Consider the following 18,894-nt stretch of genomic DNA (forward strand, 5'->3'; position numbering starts at 1 on the left):
GGGTATCAATTAACATATCCTGCACCCAGCCACAGAACATTTCTCGATAACAGACCGGGTCCAACAGAGAAAATAAACGGTTAAAGGTGTCATGTGATGGGATGCCGCCTGGCAAGCGTAAAAACTGTTTGAACCAATCCTTTCGGGTGTCCGCAAAGAATTGAATCGACTCCCAGTCATCCGCACCACAAAGCAACGCGCAGGTAGTCATGAAAACCACTTCCCCTAAATCGTGGGTACATTTTGCTTGCTGGCGTGGGTCATTTAACAGCATCATACGGTCTAATAGAGTCATCGGCATCAAAAGGGAACGATCATTCATCAAACACGGATTAAATGCAAATGCAGCACACACTGTTCAGAAAATGTTCATGCGTTTGCCCTGGTCACACCACCTAGACAAACTAATAAAAATATAATTACCGTGAAGGCCATTAATAATCTTGACCTAATATTTATATTTCGTAACATTTATATCCCTCTCTAAACTTAATACAAAAGAAACCACTTATCATCTAACATAATAGTTTGCCAAAATATCCAACTAAAATATTGAGAAAAAACATCAACAAAAAAATTATATTTTTAAGAAACAAATAAAACAGTAACGCCATTAATTTTATAATTAATAAATTTTAACAATTATTTTCTTATAGATGATATTCGAACTTATTCCATAGAATGAAGCCAATGTTCTAATTCATATTTAGATAAAGGAGGAGAAAATATATACCCCTGAACAATCTCATACCCCATCCTTTTTAGACAGGACAACTGCTGCTGAGTCTCAACCCCTTCCGCAATCGCTACAGCACCTATTTTCTTACAAATAGAAAGCACTACTTCACTGAGGTCTTTAGAAAGCTTATTAGGTAAGTCGTTTACAAAAGTTCTATCTAACTTTAATTGAGATACAGGAAATTTCAGAAGTCTTTTTAAATTAGAATGTTCTGTACCAAAATCATCTAAGGAAATAATTACGCCGATTGAATGGAGGTCATTAATTACATCAACAAAAAGATCTGATGTCTTTATTTTCTCACTTTCAGTGACTTCAATAACTAAACTAGAAGCCAAAAGACCATTCTGATCAAGGAGGGACTGAATTTCATATTTTAGACTAGGATAATTAAAGCTGAGAGGGGAAAAATTAACAGCAATAATGGGAATATAAACGCCTCTGGCTCGCCATGAAGCCAATTGCTGACATGATTGACGTAATACCCATAAATCTAATTCAGCAATTAACCCAAATTCTTCGGCAAGAGCAACAAAGCGATCAGGTGTAACACTTCCAAATTCATCGCTAGTCCATCTAGCTAAGACCTCCACTCCATAAAGACTATTATCAACAATATTTATCTGAGGCTGATAGCGCAGCTCTAACAAACTATTTTTCAAATCCGCACTCAATGCCTGAGCCATGCCATAAAATGGATGTGCTTTGCCATGATCAAGTTCTACATGTTCGTCTTGGATAAGAAGGCTGTAATATTGTTGATTGAATAACTGGAACGCTTCTACCTGCACTTTCACTTTACGAGCTTCGGAGCCATTCGGCATAAACAAAAGCTTAATTTCTTTTCCAGCAATTTTTTTGAATTCACCAAAGCAAAATGTACGTTGATCGGCGTCTAACCAGAAGCAATCTGACGGAAGAATATCCTCTCTGTGTAAGTCGAATCGAGCATACTTTACCTTGTCATTACACGAAACGATCAGATCATTACTGTCTAACACAATAAACCGACTATTCGTTTCTTGTAACTCCTGCCAATCACGCTCAGTATTCAAACTATCCGTTTTCACAAAAAAATCCTTCTACTGCATGCTTCGATTAACACAGATCACCATCTATTATTTGTCTTTTAGACACAAAGGTTCGTCAATATTGCCTATATGGCAAATAGTGTCAAGTGAATTGCCTCACAGGTTTTGCCACATAGGCAAAATTAAACGGATAATCTTGCCATGAACATTGGCCACGTTATTAAAATTTTGCGTATTCAACGTAAGATGACACAAGAACAAATTGCACTGGAGGCTGACATGGCTACCAGTAATGTCTCACGCATTGAAAAACGCTTAAGGCAACCGTCTCAAAAAGTCCTTCAGAAACTAGCTAAAGCACTCAATACCAAGCCATCTGTACTCTATGCGGCCAGCGAACAGCCAATAACAAATATTTCAGATTTTTTAGAGAAAGAAGGGAATGACGAAAAAAAAGAAGATAACATTAACCAATTGCTACTCAACCACGACACACAAGTCGCTCTAAAACTGTTCAGCGAGCTGACACCAGATAATAAGTCCTTGCTATTAGAGCAGTTAAAAACACTGCATAGATGGCAAACTAAACTAGGCCAATAAATATTTAAGAAAATAAAAAGGGCAGTAGCTCAACTTTCTACTCCTAAGCTCCATAATAATAAATTGAAAAATAGTGACAAACCGTCCCACCCACAACAAATAAATGCCACACCAAATGCCCATAGCGCATCCGCGAATCAATCACAAAAAACACCACTCCAAGCGTGTAAAGAACACCACCCAACACCAACAGCAGCAAACCATTAGGCTCCATCAAGGAAATAAGTGGTTTAATTACGATAAGAATAAGCCAACCCAACACCACATAAAGTGTAGTAGATATAGCTGGATGCGAGGCTTTACCAAACGCCTTAAGACCAACACCTATAAATGCTAGCGTCCAAACAGCTGCAAGCAAGGACCATCCCCATGCGCCTTCTAACACCCCCAACATGAAAGGTGTATAAGTCCCAGCGATCAATAAGTACACAGCAGAATGATCAATCACCCGAAAAATGTATTTGGCCTTGCCTCTTGGCATCGCATGATAAAGTGTTGATGCCAAATACAGTAAAATCATAGTGCCGGAGAAAATACTTACCCCAACAACAAAACTCACATCTGCGTAGTCGATTGCACTCAGAATTAGGAATGGGGTACCGACAATCGCAGCCACCAGCCCCAAGCCATGACTAATGCTATTTGCCACCTCCTCACCTAATGACTGACCTCGATTAGACACAGTTGAAATAAACTTCCCCATACTCAAATCCCCCTAAATACACTTTTAAAAGCATGGAGCAAGTGGACCGATTTAACAATGAAAGACAGCGAATAAACTATGCAAACTGCAAGAACATATCAAATATCACTGCTTACTACATATCTGTGGTGCCTGATAATCGAGGTTTAATAACGTAAAGTAATTTTCCCCTAAGGCAATATTACGAAAAGCATTGTCATCTAGATATTGATGTATTCGACTCGTTACCTCCAGCTCCTGCTGGTACACCTTAAAACTATTATTTCGAAAGGCGACAAAATCAGACCCTGGCAGAATTCGATCCGAATATTGATTTATAAAGGCAACATACTGAGGACGATAAGCAGATTTACTAAAGTAATAATCGTCCAAAATGCGCCAAGAAATATCCAGCATTAAATTGGGATACTGATCTAACAAACGAGACAAGATTGCAATGTGCTCTGATGCTCTCATTTTAGTCTGCTCATAAGACAATCCCATATGGGCCCAAACAATTTTGTTATCTGGATAAAGTGCTAACGCTTGTTCCATTAAAGGCAGATACAAGGTAGGTGATGTATCGTTACCAATATCTGAATGAATAGTAATTGGATAATCCCTAGCTCTTAACTCCGCCATAAAGACAGCCCACTTAGTAATGTCTTTTGGTGTTGCTGGCTTATGACGATTATTAAATTGGGCTTGTTTCACCAAATTAACTTCCCCCATCCAATGGAACATACCAGGGTATTCCTTTTCATAAAGCTGCATTAGCTCAATAGTTGGCTCTGGATTAGATAAATCAGTGAAGGTCATCGATAAAGTAAGATGAAGGTCGTCAGGTTTGTATTCCAGCATGTTTGCAGCATTAACGAAATCATTACGAGTCGTAGGAGATACCGGTGTTCCTGGGCATTTTAGATAATTAGAACAAGAAGAATTCGCAGGTAACATCTGCCCAATGCCGTAAACATTAGCAAAACGCACCGTAGTACGAGACAGGTATTCATTTACCTCATTAAAAGGAATCGCCCGACCATCAAAAGGCCGGTAATGCAAGTGTGTATCTACAACAGAGGTGTAAGGCTCTGTCTCTCTGTCATAACAGGCAGATGTGCCTCTAAAGGAATCCAAAGAGCGATTTACTGGCGTGTTATCTGAAGAAGCGCAACCAGCCGCGAACAAAGAAGCCAAAATGGCGAAAGGAAAACAACGGCGCATAGCAAATATCCCTATGAATTACATTAAAAAGACAAACAGAAAGAGATATTACAAAACATCCCTTTCTATGTGTAAACCACTATTCAATGTAAATCATGAGCTAAGCCAGCGAAGGACTCGCTGATTATGCTAAAAACAACAAAAGCCCACCAAACAAAATACGATACCAACCAAAAGCCACAAAAGTGAATTTTTCCAAAAACGCCATAAACAGCTTCATAACAACAAAAGCGCTTAGAAAAGCCACCACAAAGCCGATCACCAAGGGCATCCATTGCTCGCCGGCAAATTCTTTGTAGTTTGAAAGCAAATCATAACCAGAAGCTGCCATCATCACAGGCAACGCCAATAAGAAAGAAAACTCAGCACTCGCTTTTCGGCTTAAGCCTACAAACAAAGCACCAACAATGGTTGAACCTGCGCGGCTAGTACCAGGAATAAGCGCAAATACTTGCGCAATACCAATCCACAGAGCTTGCTTGAAATTTAAGTTGTCCAAGTTATCGACACTAGGTGATTTATGTTTGATCCATCTCTCTGTCATCAGGAAAATCACACCACCAACAATAAACATGGTCGCCACCACAGAAACCGAAAACATGGCTTTTATTTGGTGACGAAACAAAAAACCAACCATAGCGACAGGTAAAAAAGCTACAAATACTTGGCACCACAAACGGAAATGTTTCAATGTAAAACGCTCTTTATAATTCGCGACAACCGCTAAAATCGCAGCTAGCTGAATAATCACTTCAAACGCTTTATTGCCTTCCGTCTGCTCCATTCCCAACCATTGGCTAACAACAATCAGATGCCCCGTTGAAGAGATAGGTAAAAATTCTGTCGCTCCCTCTACCAATCCGAGAATGACACTATGTAACACATCCATCAAAACCTACCTTCCACTGTTTACAACGACTAATAACAACACAATACAATCAAATACATAAAAAACTGCGCCAGCAATATAAAGCATCTTAGGTGAAAGAAAAATAAAAAATGATCAATAAGGAATCTTGACCTATGATCTAGATCTAAGGTTTATACTAGAAGGCAACAGACTAGGAGCAAAATATGTATCGCATTGGAGAACTAGCAAAAGCATGTGACATAAACAATGACACATTGCGATTTTATGAAAAAAACGCCCTACTCAGCCCTTCAAGTCGATCTGAATCTGGCTACCGCCTTTACACAGAAAAAGACAAAGAAATTCTGCAATTTATTCTGCGCGCAAAAGGGGTCGGATTCACCCTTGCAGAAATCCGTGAACTGCTTTCTATTGAAGTAAACAAAGCTGATAACGCTTGTGCTGATGTAAAAATTCTTGTCGACACCAAACTTGCAGATGTGGAAAGAAAACTTGCAGAACTTACGCGCTTTCAAACCTCACTCAAACGCCTATCTGATGCCTGCTGCGGTGGTGAAGAAAGTGCCGAGCATTGCACCATACTCGAAGCCCTAGAATCGAATACAAACAATGTTCGCCATGAGCACCATCACGACTAAATAGGCAATAATCCCTGTGATTTTTCATCACTTAACAGCGATACTCCTACTAACGTCACTACATCTTTAGATATTTATGATGACATTCTGGATAGAAATCCAGTGTAACTAGTTTGGAGAATTCGAATATAACAATAAAGCCATTGGAGCTCGTATAAAAACAATTTTATTAAGCACCAATAACCACCCTATTTCGACCTTGCTCTTTAGCTTTGTATAGAGCGGCGTCGGCACGGTTAAGCACTTGCTCATAATGACTATCATCTATTTTATACATGGCGACACCAAAACTCGCCGTAACATAAAGCCCGTCGCTCATCTCTTCTTTTTCAAGTGCTTCGCGAATCATTTCGGCTATGTTTTTTGCTTCGTCAGCATTCATATTTGGTAACAACACAGTAAATTCCTCACCGCCAAATCGAGCGACAATACCTTTGTCTCCAACTTGCACGGTAAGCAATTTTGCGATTTTTTGCAGCACCAAATCTCCCACAGTGTGACCGAAAGAATCATTTACTCTTTTGAAATGGTCAGCATCTGTCATAATCACTGCAAAAGGACATTTTGACTCTTGTGCTTGGCGATACTCTTTATGCAACGCCTCATCTAAAGCCAAACGATTATAGATGTGTGTTAGTGGATCTTTACGAGCAATCGCTTCTAGAGACCGATTACTGGCTTCTAACTCTGCCGTTCTATTTTTTACTTTTGTCTCTAGCATGACATTCATCTGCATCAAAGACTGCTCTCTCATCAATAAAGAAGACATCATTTCCTGCAAAGAACAACTTAAGCTTGCCACTTCTATCAACTTACTATCCGATTGAAAAGTTACCTTTCTATCTCCCTGCTGAATACTCTTTGCTGTCAGCGCTAACCGCTCCAATGGACGACTTAATGTGCCCGCAAATTGATAGGCAAGCAGCATACAAAGTAGTGTCGCAAACACACCAAAAAAAAGTAACAACTTATGAACTTCATTTACTGCTGACATAGCAATAGACAATGGCTGACGTACAACGATTTGCCAAGCAAGATCTGTTGATTCAGGAGAGCGTACCGAAACTAAACTGGTTAGGTATTCTTTGTCATCCTGCCAAAGCAACGATTTAAATTGGCCATCTTTAGGCAGTGTTTTTGGTACTTCAATATCATTAGGAAAATGATAGTCTGGATATAAAACTCTGTGCTCATTATCGATAATAAAGATATCGATATTTTTTCGTTTCGAAGCATCGGTCAAAGAAGATAACAAAACCTCTTTAACCCAAGCCCAATCTGCATGAGTCGCGACTACGCCTTTCAACTCACCACTTTCACCTATTACAGGAGCGGCAAAATCGACAAAACGAATTGGCGAGCCATCCTTAGTCTTAGGCAGCAAGTTTTCAAGCAATAACGCTTTATGCACATTACCAATAAAAGGACCTGATTGACCACTAATGAACCAAGGTCGCTGACTGACATCTGCCTCTTTCAATACTCCATTACTTGACGCTAAAACCACTCCATCAACATTAGCAAAACCAATCCAAGCATAATCCTTGTAGGAGCTTTTAATTTGATCAATAGCGTACTGCAATCCGCTTAAGTCTTGAGTTTCATATAAGGAAGTACGCTTACTAAGCAGGACAACCTCACGTTCACGCTCCATTAAATTAGCCGACAACATATTTGAAATAGATTGACTAAGATTTACCAGAGATTCACCGCTGGCTGTTGCAAGTCGACTAGAAGTCAGTTGATAGAAAGAGGTAATCAGCACCAAACTTAGAGAAAGCAACAAACCGCCAGATAATAGAGTAATGCGTTTTCTAAAAGTATCGAAACCTCTTAACATGATTTGGTAGGCCTATTTATAATAGTGAAAAGTAAACAGCATATTTCACTATTATAGTAACAGTCCCTACTTTCACTTTATACGCATAATTAAAACCATCCCTAAGCATTCAAAACAATTGCTAATGCATACAGCAAAACGTAATTCTATGGCAATTGACGGCTAAGTATGTCGATCCGTTGTTGCAACTCTTCAATTTCATCCATCAACTCAAGGCTTAAAGCCACACCTGATAGGTTTAATTCCAACCCATTCATCAGACGTTGCGCCCGCTGCAATCGAACTAATGCATGGCTATTAAAATACCAAATAGATTCCGTTGATTGCTCAATTGGTTCAACTGGTTCCGCAATACCGTATTCGATCATTTCAACTATGATGTCTACGTGAATATCACATCGTTCACAGACCTCTTCTAGAGTAAATAAAACATGCTCATGTTGAGATTCAATGACCACTATCTCTGATTTAGACATCCTCTACCTCTCGAATACGTGGCGTGGGTTAAACTCCGACTCACACTCCGATAATTGTTGATAAAGCGCTTCTGCTTTATTGCTGTGTACTTTTGGTAAACTCACTTGTAAGGTCACAACCTGATCACCAGCGACGTCACCAGCTTTACCAACCAACCCCTTGCCTTTTATACGGAGTTTATTACCACTGGACGCCCCTTTAGGAATTTTTAATTTCACTTTACCGCTAAGTGTCGGGGCTTCCACATTAGCCCCCAAAGCAGCTTCCCAACAAGTAATAGGCAAAGTAAGTAAAATATTTTTGCCATCAACCGCAAAGTAAGGATGCGGCGCGAATTCAATTTCAAGTAATAAGTCCCCTGCTTTTCCGTCGCCAATGCCCGCTTCGCCTTGCCCCGACAAACGAATATGCTGTCCCTGGATAACACCTGCAGGGATCTTTACATTTAAAGTTTTATCTCGCTGCCTTATAAAACCGTTTTGGTCTAGCTCGGAAACTCGCAAAGATAATTGTCGTTGGCAGCCAAGATGTGCTTCCTCCAAAAATAAAGCAATTTTATGATGTATATCGCGGCCTCGTTGATTGTTCGAGCGCTGGAAATCATCCGCTTGACGAAACCCTCCGCCTCCGCCACTCGCTCCAAAAATAGAATCGAAAAAGTCACTAAAATCTGCGTTACTACTTTGATTATGGGATCTTTGGCCTGCATGAGTTGATTGCCAATCAGGTGGTGGCTGGAAACCACCATCAGCTCGACGAGAACCTTGCTTACGCAACATATCGTATTCAGCACGCTTTTCTGGATCCTTTAAAACGGTATAGGCTTCGCCTACCTCTTTGAATTTCTGCTCAGCATTAGCTTCTTTACTGACATCGGGATGATATTTTCTAGCAAGTTTTCGATAACTTGCTTTTATCGCAGAAGCATCGGCATTTTCAGCGACACCCAGAATCTTATAATAATCTTTAAATTCCATGCAGCTTCACTTCCATCGTAATCGACCTCGCTTACAAGCTCGTTCGTTAAATGTATTTTTGTCTTCTATCATCATAGACTCTTTAACAGCAATAGCGGCTTAAATTTCAAAAAAAATTGATATAAATCTAGATATGCGAAGTAAAAATATAAGGAAAAGAAAAAATCCATAACATATAAATGAGAACTACAAACCAAAAAACTGATAATACTTATAGAAAAACAAGATAAATAAAATTACAAAACAACGTTTCATTTTTAAATTTACATCAAAAATATAAATCTTAAATAAAACCATCTTATTGCTAAAAATTGAAATCAATAAAAATTATAAATTTAATAGCTATCATTAATTTAAAATAAGGAAATATTAATTAAATTAATTAAATTAATTAAATTAATTATTGAAATATTAAAAGATTAAGAATATATTAAATAAGTATTTAAAATACCATAAAGGTAGAGATTATGGATGTTGAAATAGAAATCAATAAAAAAATCAACTACTTAGATCATAAAAAGCAAAGTCCTCTACTCTATGAAGCTGTCGATTACAATTTATTACTTGTGAATTATAAAACATTAAATGTAATTACCAACCATGAACTTTTAAGTCAGTTCATGCAGAAAAATGGACAGCAGGGGCTTGTTATTTTTGATGTACCTAAGAATGCAGATTTTTCTGATTTAAAATCATGGCCAAACTTGAAAGGTATATTTTTTGAATATGCAGATAAAACTCTTTTCGAACAAGGTTTTAAAGCAATCGAACAAGGTGAATTGTGGTTTCCAAGACCAATAACTGATTGCTGGACTCGACAAATGCTTGAAGAAGAGCAACACACCACATTACGAACAAATAATTTAACTAGAAAGGAAATAAAAGTATTAAAATTATTATACTCTGGTTTAGAATATACCGCCATTGCTGATAGCCTATTTATAAGTGAAGCAACCGTGCGTGTTCATTTACATAAAATCTATCAAAAAATTGAAGTTAAAAATAAACAGCAAGCTAGGCTTTGGTGTAAATCGAATTTTAATAAAATCAATAGTTAAGAGGACTTATCTGAAATCTAAGAATATCTGTATATTCACCTGCAGCTTGATTTTTGAAGTCATCTAACTGCATTTTCAAACTTATAAAGAAATCATTTCTTTTGTTATAAGAAAAAACCCTGCTATAATTTTGTTTCAAATCCACCCATTCCCCATCTAAATTAATAAGATAGCCAACAGTATATCTAGTTTTATAAACATTGTGCCTTAACTCACCTCTATTCTCCGAAAGAACTGTCAATTTAACATCCGTATTCGTTATAACCTTAAAACTAGGCAACATGCTATATTCTTTTCTTGGTATTAATTCTCCCAAATAGACATTACTGCTATGTGAATTATAGCCAAGAATTGACATACTCGCACGGGCAATTATATCTTCCTGAATTTCAAAATATTTTTCATCTAGTAAAGCATCATTCTCATCAAACAATTTTATAATTAGATTATCTGTGTATACTCCAGCTTTAACTATTGTACCAACAGGAATAAAAAAATTAATATCTGCTACAGAATCAATAAATATAAAGCGAGCTCTTGATGGAAAAATTAAGCTCTGACTATTATTTTTAATATGGTAATTAATAGACTGAAATTGTCCTTTTAATTGATATTGATTTTCTGTTGTTAGTATCATATAAGCATTACAATTATCATCATCAACTAAATTTATGCGTAATTCTTTTCTTGCCGGACTCGGTTTTGATGAGTAATAACTTTCAAAGTCATCATATATATGTCTTATTTCTCCAATCTTTGCATCACATTGAGCAATAACATATTGAGGTAACATAATAAAAATTATAAAGCTAAAAATGAGTCTTATCTTATTAATGCACATGAATTACCCCTTTCCTTTGTAACTGCTCATTTTCTTTAACATTGATAAAAAATTTAGACTGTCTATCGTTATTTAAGGTGATTTCATACTGACAGGGCATAAGACCAGTCAATGCAAATTTTCCTTTTTTATTGGTAAAAAAATCTATCTCTGTTTTTTTACTATCTGTAGTACAAACAGCTGTTCCAACTTGTAATGCTAATGGTACATCTTGCTCATCAAGCAACGTTGCAATAACAGAAATATTCGCTTCCGTACCTATTACGGCTTGATGTCCACTTCGGTAGGATGGATAAAAAGAAATAACACCAGATCCAATATCGTACCCTGGAGCTAAATCATTCACATCAACACTTACTGTTGAACGGCTATATGAATTAATATCATTTAGCAATATGGTGGAAAAATCTTCATTACTTGCTCGATACTGATTATCGTATTTTCCTAAAGTAATTTTTTTACCTTCTAGGCTTGAGTGGGCTTTAACTAAAGCAAAGCTATCATATATAGGTTTGCCTACCGCCCAATCGTCTCCAGCAAAAGCAATGCTAGAAGAAAAACTAAAGCGAGTTTGATAGTCGGCTGATTGCGAATTAAGTTCCTGATAGGAACTAGTGTGATCAACACTAGTTAAAAAACGATTCGCATTATATTGTGCATACAGATCAAATTCGGCTTCATCTTGATCACTTTTTTCCGCTCCAACTCGGTAATTGAATGAATCCACATAACGACGATTACTGTCTTGCGTGAATTCTAGACGTGTTTTTTTTCCGCCAGATTGTTGAGAAAGTCTTGCACTTTGAGTATTTGAGAATTTATATAATAAAGAGAGTTTTGCCCGCCAACCCTCTTTGCCACTATTTTCCTCCCATTGTCCGCCAAAATTATATCGCCATTGACCATTATCAAAATCGTGGGAAAAGCTAGCACCTATCGTTTTATCAACACCTTCTTCTCCATATGTTGTAGAAGCATTAACAAATAAATAAGTTTGAAAATTAGGGGTATTAAAATAACTATAATTTGCTTGAAAAATATGTTCTCGCCGGTGAAAATCGTTGTTTTGGTCAGGCCTATAACCTAATGACAAATAATCCTGACTAGAATGTTCATAACCCACACTAAAACTTCTATGCTCAATGCTGGGATCGGTAAAAGTGTTAAATACAATTCGATAAGTACTACCATTTAGCTCATCACTAATACTCCACGAATTTTCAAATGCAAACTGACCAATCTTTGTCGCTACAATATTTTTAAATCCAACTTGTTGTACGTATTCATCAGCTTGAGCATTCATACCAGCGGTCCATGCAGTCGTGATTCCATAATCAAGATAGCCACTTATAAGAGGATCGTCATAGTTATATTTTTTTTCTTCGCTTACTTCTGAAGGGACGCCAAAAAAAAGTTCATATTTCAAATCACCCTCAGCAAATAAATTTAGTCCTGTGGTCACATCAAAGTTAATGATACTAACCTTGCCTACATTATCCGTAATTCTTAAAATAATATTGTTATTACCTTCCTTAATTGGAATATCATCTAGAAGGTATATTCCAGAATCTAAATTCAATCGTTGTATTACTTGATCATCTAAAATAACCTCAACTGATGATGGATTATCTAAAGTAAAACTCCTTGAAGCACTTGGACGAACAACATCATCTGAAACAAGAGAATAATTATGAGACAAGGCGACACCTAAAATGCTCGATGAGGATTGAAAATAGCTACCTGTTGTATTTTTATCCCCTAGTGTTATTCTCAGCCCACTATCAGGAATATCATGGACTAAGCGAGTACCTAGTCTTTTAAAAATTGGACCATTTTCACTTTTTTCAGAATCATATTCAGCTTCATTTTCTAAAACCCATTTTTTGATATTCACAACCATTTCGGTACGAATGGCTGACTGTTCATTATTTCCAGTAGAAGAGAAGCCATCTTTATAAAAATAGCTTGAATACACATTCATATAGCCACTAAAATTAGATTCATGCAACGGATCAAGTGGTCTTACATTTAATTTAAGACTTAAAAATTGTGGTTTTATTAAGTTAGACGGAACAGAAATTTCTAGACTAAAATCACTCAAATCAAAAACAAAGGCTAATCCATAGATTTCAAGTTCTTTTGTAGAAATCAATTGATTCTGAACATTTTTAGAGATTTTTACGAGACTTTCAGAATACAAAAAACGTTCAAAAATTGCTTCAACCTCATTCCAATGTAGTAGTAGACTATCTTCTGGCGTGACAGTTAGTGTTAATTTTCCAATCGTATTTTTATTCACCTCAGCCTCCACACTTAATTCAATATTACGTTTTGTTGGATTGATTTTTGAGTGCGCTGGCAACGTAATAAGTACTAAAAAACACACAAAAATCAAATGTCGCATTTTATTTAAATAACTCTATATGCATTTTTTTTGAATTTGAATTAGCAACAAAAAAATCAAGAGGAACCCTAATAAAAGCTGAGCTTAAAGGAGGAAAAAAAACATCATACCCTTGTGATTTTAATTGATCTTTATAATACATCTCTCTTTTCACTCCATTATAAAATATTGACATATCATAATCACTTAACCGAGAGGCTCCATCACCATTATTAACGACTTTTGCTACTATAGAGTCCTGATCTAAAGTAATATTTTCAATATTCAGATTTGGAAGCATCTGTAATTGATCAATATGCACAATGAGATTAATATTGAGCAAAACAGTTAGCTTTGATTGCTTTTCTTCTGGTTCATTTTTTACCGACTGCTCGATCAAACTGACTTGATATGTTTTATCAGTTTTAGGAACAGCCTCGCCCAACCAACGAAATTGAATCCGCTGATTTTTACCTGATTTCAAATATAATAGCGGAGGAAAAACCCATAAAGGAGAATCTTCCAAAGGTATGAGACTCGGCTCTGATAGACCTAAAGGGTCAAATCTAACTTCATAAACTTGAATTTCAAATGCCACATCTCTAGAAAGATCGTTGTATATTGTGCTAGAAGGAATTTGTGATGTTTCAAATGGTGAAAATGTAATTACCATTGGAGCAACTTCTATAGCGTAAATGGGTGATATCATGGATAAAGATATAAATAGAAAAACCTTTATAAAATTACACATTATAAGATCACTTCCAGATCACTTTTTTTCGCATTAAATTTCGAAGGAATTTTTATAAATACCTTACGACTAGAATTTGGTAACAAAAACTTCCCATCTAATGCTCGACTTAAATCTTGTCCCTCCAACTTATAAACTTGACCTTTATTTTTAACTATCCATTTCGCCTGAGAAAGACGAATAAATTTATTGCCTTTATTTTCTAAGAGTACACTCCATGTTTCTTTATCTACTTGCTCTTTATTTTTTATTACTAAATTAGATTTGGCATTATTTGGGACAACATTAAGTAATGTTTTAAAGCTAAGCGCCATACCTATACCTGATCCATCTATTTCACCAAGGTCAACGGTAACTTGGTTGATCGCAATTCGATAAGACTTAGACTCTGATAAAACTGGCTCTCCTATGTACCTTATAATTACAGACTGAGTCTTTCCTGGTGGAATAATAGTTGTCAAAGGTATAATCAAGAAATCATCGTCATTTGGACGAAGTTCTTCTTTTCCATTTTTATTCACTAATAAATCTAGTGCAAATATCTCTACTGTTAAAGATTTATCTGAATTATTCAAAACACGTATAGTTTTCTGAGACTGACTTCCTGTAGGTTGTATTTCAGATACCATAGGCTGTACCTGAAAAGCGAATATAGGAAGAGAACTAAAAATAAAAAGAAAAAATATAATATATCGCATAATCTTTTTCCTAATTAAAAAAAGGCAGTAATATACTGCCTTTTTTTGTTTTTTCTTAGTTAGCTGTGATTGATAACATTAGTTGATCTGTATAATTACCAGCGAAGGTTGGAGTCTGGGTAACCGTCATAAAAATGTTACCTGAGTTATAACCTGCCGCCAAAGCTGCTGAGCCATTTTTACTTTGTGATTCTTTCAAATCATTCACACCAGTAGTTGCATTCAAAGTGAAGTCATATGGACCTGCTTTAAACTGCGCAGTGTAACCAACACCAGTACCATCTTGGCCATCGACAGTTTGCATATGACCTTCAGACGATGTGAGAGTAACCGTTGCTCCATCGTAGTCATTGCATTTCAAACTAGTAATTGGAAGCTGAAACGTCGCACCTTGTGTTAGTTGAGAGAAATGCACTGACGTAGCTGAGGTAGCTACTTCACAAACTGAAGGGACTGAACCGCCCACATCAAGATTGCCTGCTAACACTGCGCCAGATGACAAAGTTGCAATTGCTGATAATACGATTAACTTTTTCATTGTAATATTCCTTCAATAATGTGGATTAGATTTAAAAATTAATGTCTACCAAACTCCACCAGAAACAGCAGATGGAGTCATTTCTATGCGAATTACATCCTGATAATCTCCCGCATAAGTTAATGGCTCAACCAGTTCAAGTTGTAACTTTGCCATGCTTTTAAATAAAATATCTCCAACGTTTATATACTGTGTCGTTTTAAGAAGATGAGAAGAATAAGTTTCACTTTTTCCCAAATTTTCAATAGACCAAGTAACGTTATAGCTATTTATTTGAGTACTATGCTGGTAACTTAAGCCACCATTTTCGGACTGCATTGATACTCGCATAGGTGAATTACAATCAATCACCAATTCGGTACTAGCGTAACCTTTAGATGATATTGTTAGGTTATTATTTAATGCGGTGAATTCACACTTCGAAGGAATATAACCGACCAAAGTCAAGTTAACGTCACTGCTACAAAAAGCGTCAAACGTACAAGCAAATAATAAGTACCCAACTCGTTTTATCATCTTTTCTTTTTCCTTGGGTTATCTCGCTAACACAACCAAGATCCTAGATAAAAAAAACCGTTTAGTTAGTTTCTATTTGCTTATCAAGGTTGCATTCATTCGTTTATCCGCTTTGAAGACGCATACATTTTAAGTAAACACTCAATCTAATTTGCGATTTTAAAAATAAACTTCACCATCTAAAAACAATAAAATTCCTATTAAATCTAACGACTTACAAAAAATTTACTTTTTATTACAGAAGTAAACATCTGATAAACAAAATCTCACAAAAAGGATTAACTGCTTCTAAAAAATAATTAAACATTACTAAAAAATAACTTAAGGTAAATATTTCTTAAGATCTTATGACAAAACACTGACAGTTAGTCTCTACCTACCTGTGCCTCAATAGCCATGAATAAAAAATGGAAAGCCACTCATGTAGAAAAGAACAACACTAGAAACTATTTTATGATCAATACAGCTCAATTCTTCTATCTTATTCAGACTTGTATCCGTATTGTGTCGACGATGAAAAAATGCAGGTATAAAAAAAGGCTAATCGAGTTTCCCCAATTAACCTTTTTTTATCTGAATAGAAAAAGTGTTTTCTACACTATTTTTGCTTTTGTTGGCTTGATGTTTAACTTGTCTTCTTCAATCTGGTCTAACTCGGGGTCACCTTTCCCTTTCGAGATTTTGATCACATAACCAGTCACTAATAACATCACAACGATGCCAATGATAGTTGATAGTTGCATTGGCAAACCAAAGCCTAATGTACTGTTATTCAGGATAAAGGTTGTACATACCGCCGTCATAAACATCGCAGGAATAGTCGAAATCCAATGCAATTTATTGAAACGTAATAAGTATGCAGAAGCCGTCCACAACATCATCACAGCAGTCATTTGATTAGCAAAACCGAAATAACGCCAAATCACGGCAAAATCGACTTGAGTCAACACGCCACCAACTATGAATAAAGGCATAGCCATCAACAAGCGACTTTTCAGTGTTTTTTGTTCCATATTGAAGTATTCAGCCAAAATCAAACGACTAGAACGAAATGCTGTATCACCAGAAGTGATTGGCAAAATAACTACACCTAAGAAAGCAATGATACCGCCAAAAGTCCCAAGTAAACCAAAGGACGATGTGTATACCACATTACCAGGACCGCCATCAGCAACAGCGTCACCCAAAGATCCCATAGAACCAAAAAATGACAAGGCAATCGCACACCAAATTAAGGCAATCACCCCCTCACCTATCATGGCACCAAAGAAGACGAAGCGTCCGTTTCTTTCATTCTCTAAACAGCGTGCCATTAATGGTGATTGAGTGGCATGAAAACCAGACACAGCACCGCAAGCAATAGTAATAAACAACGCAGGCCAAAGAGGTAAATTGTTTGGATTCATGTTAGTGAACATATCGCTAAACTGATAATCCGCTAAAATAGAATGTCCAGAAGAGAACCCTATTGCCCCAATCAAACCAACAGACATGAAAATCAATAGCGCACCAAAAAAAGGATAAAAACGGCCTATAATTTTATCGATCGGTACAATCGTGGCTAAAATATAATAAGCGAAAATGATCGCGACCATAGCTCCCATAGAAACCGTAGTGCTTGTTTGTTCATTCACTAAATTAGTAATCATGCTGGCTGGAGCGGATACAAATACCACACCAACAAGCAGTAACAGCACAATTGCAAACACATTCATAAAATGTTTTGCACCTTTCCCCAAATAACGACCAGTAATAGATGGGACAGAAGCACCACCATTACGAATAGAAAGCATTCCTGAGAAATAATCATGAACGGCGCCGGCAAAGATACAACCTAAAACAATCCAGAGCATTGCTGCAGGACCATATAAAGCCCCCATGATAGGGCCAAAAATTGGTCCTACACCAGCAATGTTCAATAGCTGTACTAAGTAGATTTTTTTCTTAGACATTGGCACGTAATCCACACCGTCACGCTTAGAAAAAGCAGGCGTAGTACGATTTTCTTTGATACCGAATACTTTCTCGACAAAAGTACCGTAAATGAAGTAACCCGCAATAAGCGCAGCTACACAGAAAAGAAACATCATCATGTTATTATTTTCCCATTCAATGATTGTTTTTATAAGTGTGGTCACGAAGATAAATGCACTTCCAAAAACAAGCATCTGAGCTTTCACTCAGTGGCAAAATATCAAGTTAAGAGGTCATAGGGAGAATTGAACGGTATTCACGATGAGTAAATGGTTATGGTCACGCCTTTAGTAGATACCAAGCATTTGCTTCAATAGCTTCAAATAACGACGGCTAACTGGCGCGATACTTCCACTGAGAGTAACCACTTCAGCAAGCCCATTATCGAGCAATTGAATCTCTTTTATCGCCTTGGCATTAATAAGATATTGGCGGTGACAACGCAGTAATTCGGTCTTTTCTTCTAATGTTTTCAAGGTAAGCTGGCTGCTTGCCGTCTGTTGCGCCGTTTTAACATGAACACCAGAAAGATCACTGTAAGCCATTTCGATATCGTGTAGAGGAATAATCATGATTCGATTATGTCCAATACAAGGCACTTGCTGAAGCTGCGTTGGCATTAGAGCATCAATTTGTGCCTGAGTATGGGGGGCTTCTAGATTATGCCTAACTTTTAACAGCCTATTAAGGCTTTTATGAAGGCGCTTGGGATCCACTGGTTTAAGCAAGTAGTCAAACGCATTATCTTCAAACGCCTGAACAGCGTATTGGTCAAAGGCCGTAACAAAAACCACATGAGGCATGGTTTCAGGGTCAAGCATACCGATAAGCTCAATACCACTAAGCTGCGGCATTTGAATGTCCAAAAAGACGACTTCCGGCTTTAGAGTATTAATAAGCTTAAGCCCTTCGATAGCATTACTAGCTTGAGCAATAACCTCTACTTCTCCCGATTCCTGAAGTAATTCGGTCAGTTCTTCTCGTGCAAAAAGCTCATCATCTATTACAATTGCCGTTAACATAACTATATTTTCTCAACTGTTATTGGTTATATCC

General features: G+C 36.9%; 19 protein-coding genes. 3 read left to right on the top strand and 16 right to left on the bottom strand.

The genetic code is table 11. From position 1 onward, the window contains the following. Positions 1-322, bottom strand: a 322-nt coding sequence (locus tag B6N13_RS10705) for an ISAs1 family transposase (RefSeq protein WP_169459341.1), incomplete at its 3' end; no start/stop codon positions are given. A gap of 347 nt (positions 323-669) precedes the next feature. Then, positions 670-1,809: an EAL domain-containing protein gene (locus B6N13_RS10710; RefSeq protein WP_169459342.1), complete on the bottom strand. Its 1,140-nt coding sequence runs from the start codon at positions 1,807-1,809 to the stop codon at positions 670-672. A 162-nt stretch (positions 1,810-1,971) separates the two neighbouring features. On the opposite strand from B6N13_RS10710, the gene B6N13_RS10715 reads away from it, so the two are divergent. After that, on the top strand, positions 1,972-2,370 hold the full coding sequence (locus tag B6N13_RS10715) for a helix-turn-helix transcriptional regulator (RefSeq protein WP_169459343.1): 399 nt from the start codon (positions 1,972-1,974) through the stop codon (positions 2,368-2,370). Between the two features lie 43 nt (positions 2,371-2,413). Here B6N13_RS10715 and B6N13_RS10720 read toward each other — a convergent pair whose 3' ends face one another. From B6N13_RS10720 to B6N13_RS10730, 3 genes are all read right to left on the bottom strand, one after another. Next, positions 2,414-3,073, bottom strand: a complete 660-nt coding sequence (locus tag B6N13_RS10720) for a hemolysin III family protein (protein ID WP_169459344.1) — start codon at positions 3,071-3,073, stop codon at positions 2,414-2,416. A gap of 105 nt (positions 3,074-3,178) precedes the next feature. Then, positions 3,179-4,276, bottom strand: coding sequence for an amidohydrolase family protein (locus B6N13_RS10725; RefSeq protein WP_012071001.1), 1,098 nt, complete (start codon positions 4,274-4,276; stop codon positions 3,179-3,181). A 124-nt stretch (positions 4,277-4,400) separates the two neighbouring features. Beyond that, entirely contained in the window at positions 4,401-5,165 is a 765-nt protein-coding gene (locus B6N13_RS10730; RefSeq protein WP_012071002.1) for an undecaprenyl-diphosphate phosphatase, read from the bottom strand. Between the two features lie 185 nt (positions 5,166-5,350). On the opposite strand from B6N13_RS10730, the gene zntR reads away from it, so the two are divergent. Beyond that, complete coding sequence (gene zntR, locus B6N13_RS10735; RefSeq protein WP_169459345.1) at positions 5,351-5,785, top strand: Zn(2+)-responsive transcriptional regulator; 435 nt, start codon at positions 5,351-5,353, stop codon at positions 5,783-5,785. A 169-nt stretch (positions 5,786-5,954) separates the two neighbouring features. On the opposite strand, the gene B6N13_RS10740 is transcribed toward zntR, so the two are convergent. The 3 genes from B6N13_RS10740 to B6N13_RS10750 form a co-directional block, all read right to left on the bottom strand. Next, on the bottom strand, positions 5,955-7,625 hold the full coding sequence (locus B6N13_RS10740; RefSeq protein ID WP_169459346.1) for a GGDEF domain-containing protein: 1,671 nt from the start codon (positions 7,623-7,625) through the stop codon (positions 5,955-5,957). 146 nt (positions 7,626-7,771) lie between these two features. Next, a complete protein-coding gene (locus tag B6N13_RS10745; RefSeq protein WP_169459347.1) occupies positions 7,772-8,101 on the bottom strand; it encodes a chaperone modulator CbpM in 330 nt (109 codons plus the stop codon). A gap of 3 nt (positions 8,102-8,104) precedes the next feature. Next, positions 8,105-9,079 (bottom strand): DnaJ C-terminal domain-containing protein, encoded by a 975-nt coding sequence (locus B6N13_RS10750; protein ID WP_169459348.1) that lies wholly within the window; start codon positions 9,077-9,079, stop codon positions 8,105-8,107. 467 nt (positions 9,080-9,546) lie between these two features. Between B6N13_RS10750 and B6N13_RS10755 the strand changes: the two genes are divergently transcribed. Then, complete coding sequence (locus B6N13_RS10755; protein WP_100187128.1) at positions 9,547-10,137, top strand: LuxR C-terminal-related transcriptional regulator; 591 nt, start codon at positions 9,547-9,549, stop codon at positions 10,135-10,137. Here the strand turns inward: B6N13_RS10755 and B6N13_RS10760 are convergent. From B6N13_RS10760 to btsR, 8 genes are all read right to left on the bottom strand, one after another. Then, positions 10,127-10,978 carry a hypothetical protein gene (locus B6N13_RS10760; RefSeq protein ID WP_169459349.1) on the bottom strand — a complete coding sequence of 284 codons (852 nt, stop codon included), beginning with the start codon at positions 10,976-10,978 and terminating at the stop codon, positions 10,127-10,129. The two genes, B6N13_RS10755 and B6N13_RS10760, sit on opposite strands and share 11 nt — an antisense overlap. After that, positions 10,968-13,277, bottom strand: a complete 2,310-nt coding sequence (locus B6N13_RS10765; protein ID WP_348981539.1) for a fimbria/pilus outer membrane usher protein — start codon at positions 13,275-13,277, stop codon at positions 10,968-10,970. The genes B6N13_RS10760 and B6N13_RS10765 overlap by 11 nt, the downstream gene beginning before the upstream one ends. A gap of 106 nt (positions 13,278-13,383) precedes the next feature. Continuing rightward, positions 13,384-14,034, bottom strand: a complete 651-nt coding sequence (locus B6N13_RS10770; RefSeq protein WP_248280298.1) for a hypothetical protein — start codon at positions 14,032-14,034, stop codon at positions 13,384-13,386. A 77-nt stretch (positions 14,035-14,111) separates the two neighbouring features. Then, positions 14,112-14,810: a molecular chaperone gene (locus tag B6N13_RS10775; RefSeq protein ID WP_169459352.1), complete on the bottom strand. Its 699-nt coding sequence runs from the start codon at positions 14,808-14,810 to the stop codon at positions 14,112-14,114. A 55-nt stretch (positions 14,811-14,865) separates the two neighbouring features. Next, the gene (locus B6N13_RS10780; protein WP_012071012.1) at positions 14,866-15,348 is read right to left on the bottom strand and encodes a hypothetical protein; all 483 of its coding nucleotides are present in this window, start codon (positions 15,346-15,348) and stop codon (positions 14,866-14,868) included. 45 nt (positions 15,349-15,393) lie between these two features. Continuing rightward, on the bottom strand, positions 15,394-15,864 hold the full coding sequence (locus B6N13_RS10785) for a hypothetical protein (RefSeq protein ID WP_012071013.1): 471 nt from the start codon (positions 15,862-15,864) through the stop codon (positions 15,394-15,396). A 593-nt stretch (positions 15,865-16,457) separates the two neighbouring features. Further along, positions 16,458-17,957, bottom strand: coding sequence for a carbon starvation protein A (locus B6N13_RS10790; protein ID WP_169459353.1), 1,500 nt, complete (start codon positions 17,955-17,957; stop codon positions 16,458-16,460). Positions 17,958-18,125: 168 nt separating this feature from the next. Further along, positions 18,126-18,860, bottom strand: a complete 735-nt coding sequence (btsR, locus tag B6N13_RS10795; protein ID WP_012071015.1) for a two-component system response regulator BtsR — start codon at positions 18,858-18,860, stop codon at positions 18,126-18,128. Positions 18,861-18,894: the final 34 nt, after the last annotated feature.

Source organism: Marinomonas sp. UCMA 3892 (genome assembly GCF_012726345.1).
In the GTDB taxonomy this organism is placed as follows: Bacteria; Pseudomonadota; Gammaproteobacteria; order Pseudomonadales; family Marinomonadaceae; genus Marinomonas.

Excerpts from the sequence above, each read along its gene's own strand:
- B6N13_RS10770 (WP_248280298.1), bottom strand. The coding sequence starts at position 14,034 with ATGGTAATTACATTTTCACCATTTGAAACATCACAAATTCCTTCTAGC.
- B6N13_RS10725 (WP_012071001.1), bottom strand. The coding sequence starts at position 4,276 with ATGCGCCGTTGTTTTCCTTTCGCCATTTTGGCTTCTTTGTTCGCGGCT.
- B6N13_RS10785 (WP_012071013.1), bottom strand. The coding sequence starts at position 15,864 with ATGATAAAACGAGTTGGGTACTTATTATTTGCTTGTACGTTTGACGCT.
- B6N13_RS10715 (WP_169459343.1), top strand. The coding sequence starts at position 1,972 with ATGAACATTGGCCACGTTATTAAAATTTTGCGTATTCAACGTAAGATG.
- B6N13_RS10780 (WP_012071012.1), bottom strand. The coding sequence starts at position 15,348 with ATGAAAAAGTTAATCGTATTATCAGCAATTGCAACTTTGTCATCTGGC.
- btsR (WP_012071015.1), bottom strand. The coding sequence starts at position 18,860 with ATGTTAACGGCAATTGTAATAGATGATGAGCTTTTTGCACGAGAAGAA.
- zntR (WP_169459345.1), top strand. The coding sequence starts at position 5,351 with ATGTATCGCATTGGAGAACTAGCAAAAGCATGTGACATAAACAATGAC.
- B6N13_RS10720 (WP_169459344.1), bottom strand. The coding sequence starts at position 3,073 with ATGGGGAAGTTTATTTCAACTGTGTCTAATCGAGGTCAGTCATTAGGT.
- B6N13_RS10750 (WP_169459348.1), bottom strand. The coding sequence starts at position 9,079 with ATGGAATTTAAAGATTATTATAAGATTCTGGGTGTCGCTGAAAATGCC.
- B6N13_RS10730 (WP_012071002.1), bottom strand. The coding sequence starts at position 5,165 with ATGGATGTGTTACATAGTGTCATTCTCGGATTGGTAGAGGGAGCGACA.
- B6N13_RS10775 (WP_169459352.1), bottom strand. The coding sequence starts at position 14,810 with ATGCGATATATTATATTTTTTCTTTTTATTTTTAGTTCTCTTCCTATA.
- B6N13_RS10755 (WP_100187128.1), top strand. The coding sequence starts at position 9,547 with ATGGATGTTGAAATAGAAATCAATAAAAAAATCAACTACTTAGATCAT.
- B6N13_RS10745 (WP_169459347.1), bottom strand. The coding sequence starts at position 8,101 with ATGTCTAAATCAGAGATAGTGGTCATTGAATCTCAACATGAGCATGTT.
- B6N13_RS10740 (WP_169459346.1), bottom strand. The coding sequence starts at position 7,625 with ATGTTAAGAGGTTTCGATACTTTTAGAAAACGCATTACTCTATTATCT.
- B6N13_RS10790 (WP_169459353.1), bottom strand. The coding sequence starts at position 17,957 with ATGATGATGTTTCTTTTCTGTGTAGCTGCGCTTATTGCGGGTTACTTC.
- B6N13_RS10760 (WP_169459349.1), bottom strand. The coding sequence starts at position 10,978 with ATGTGCATTAATAAGATAAGACTCATTTTTAGCTTTATAATTTTTATT.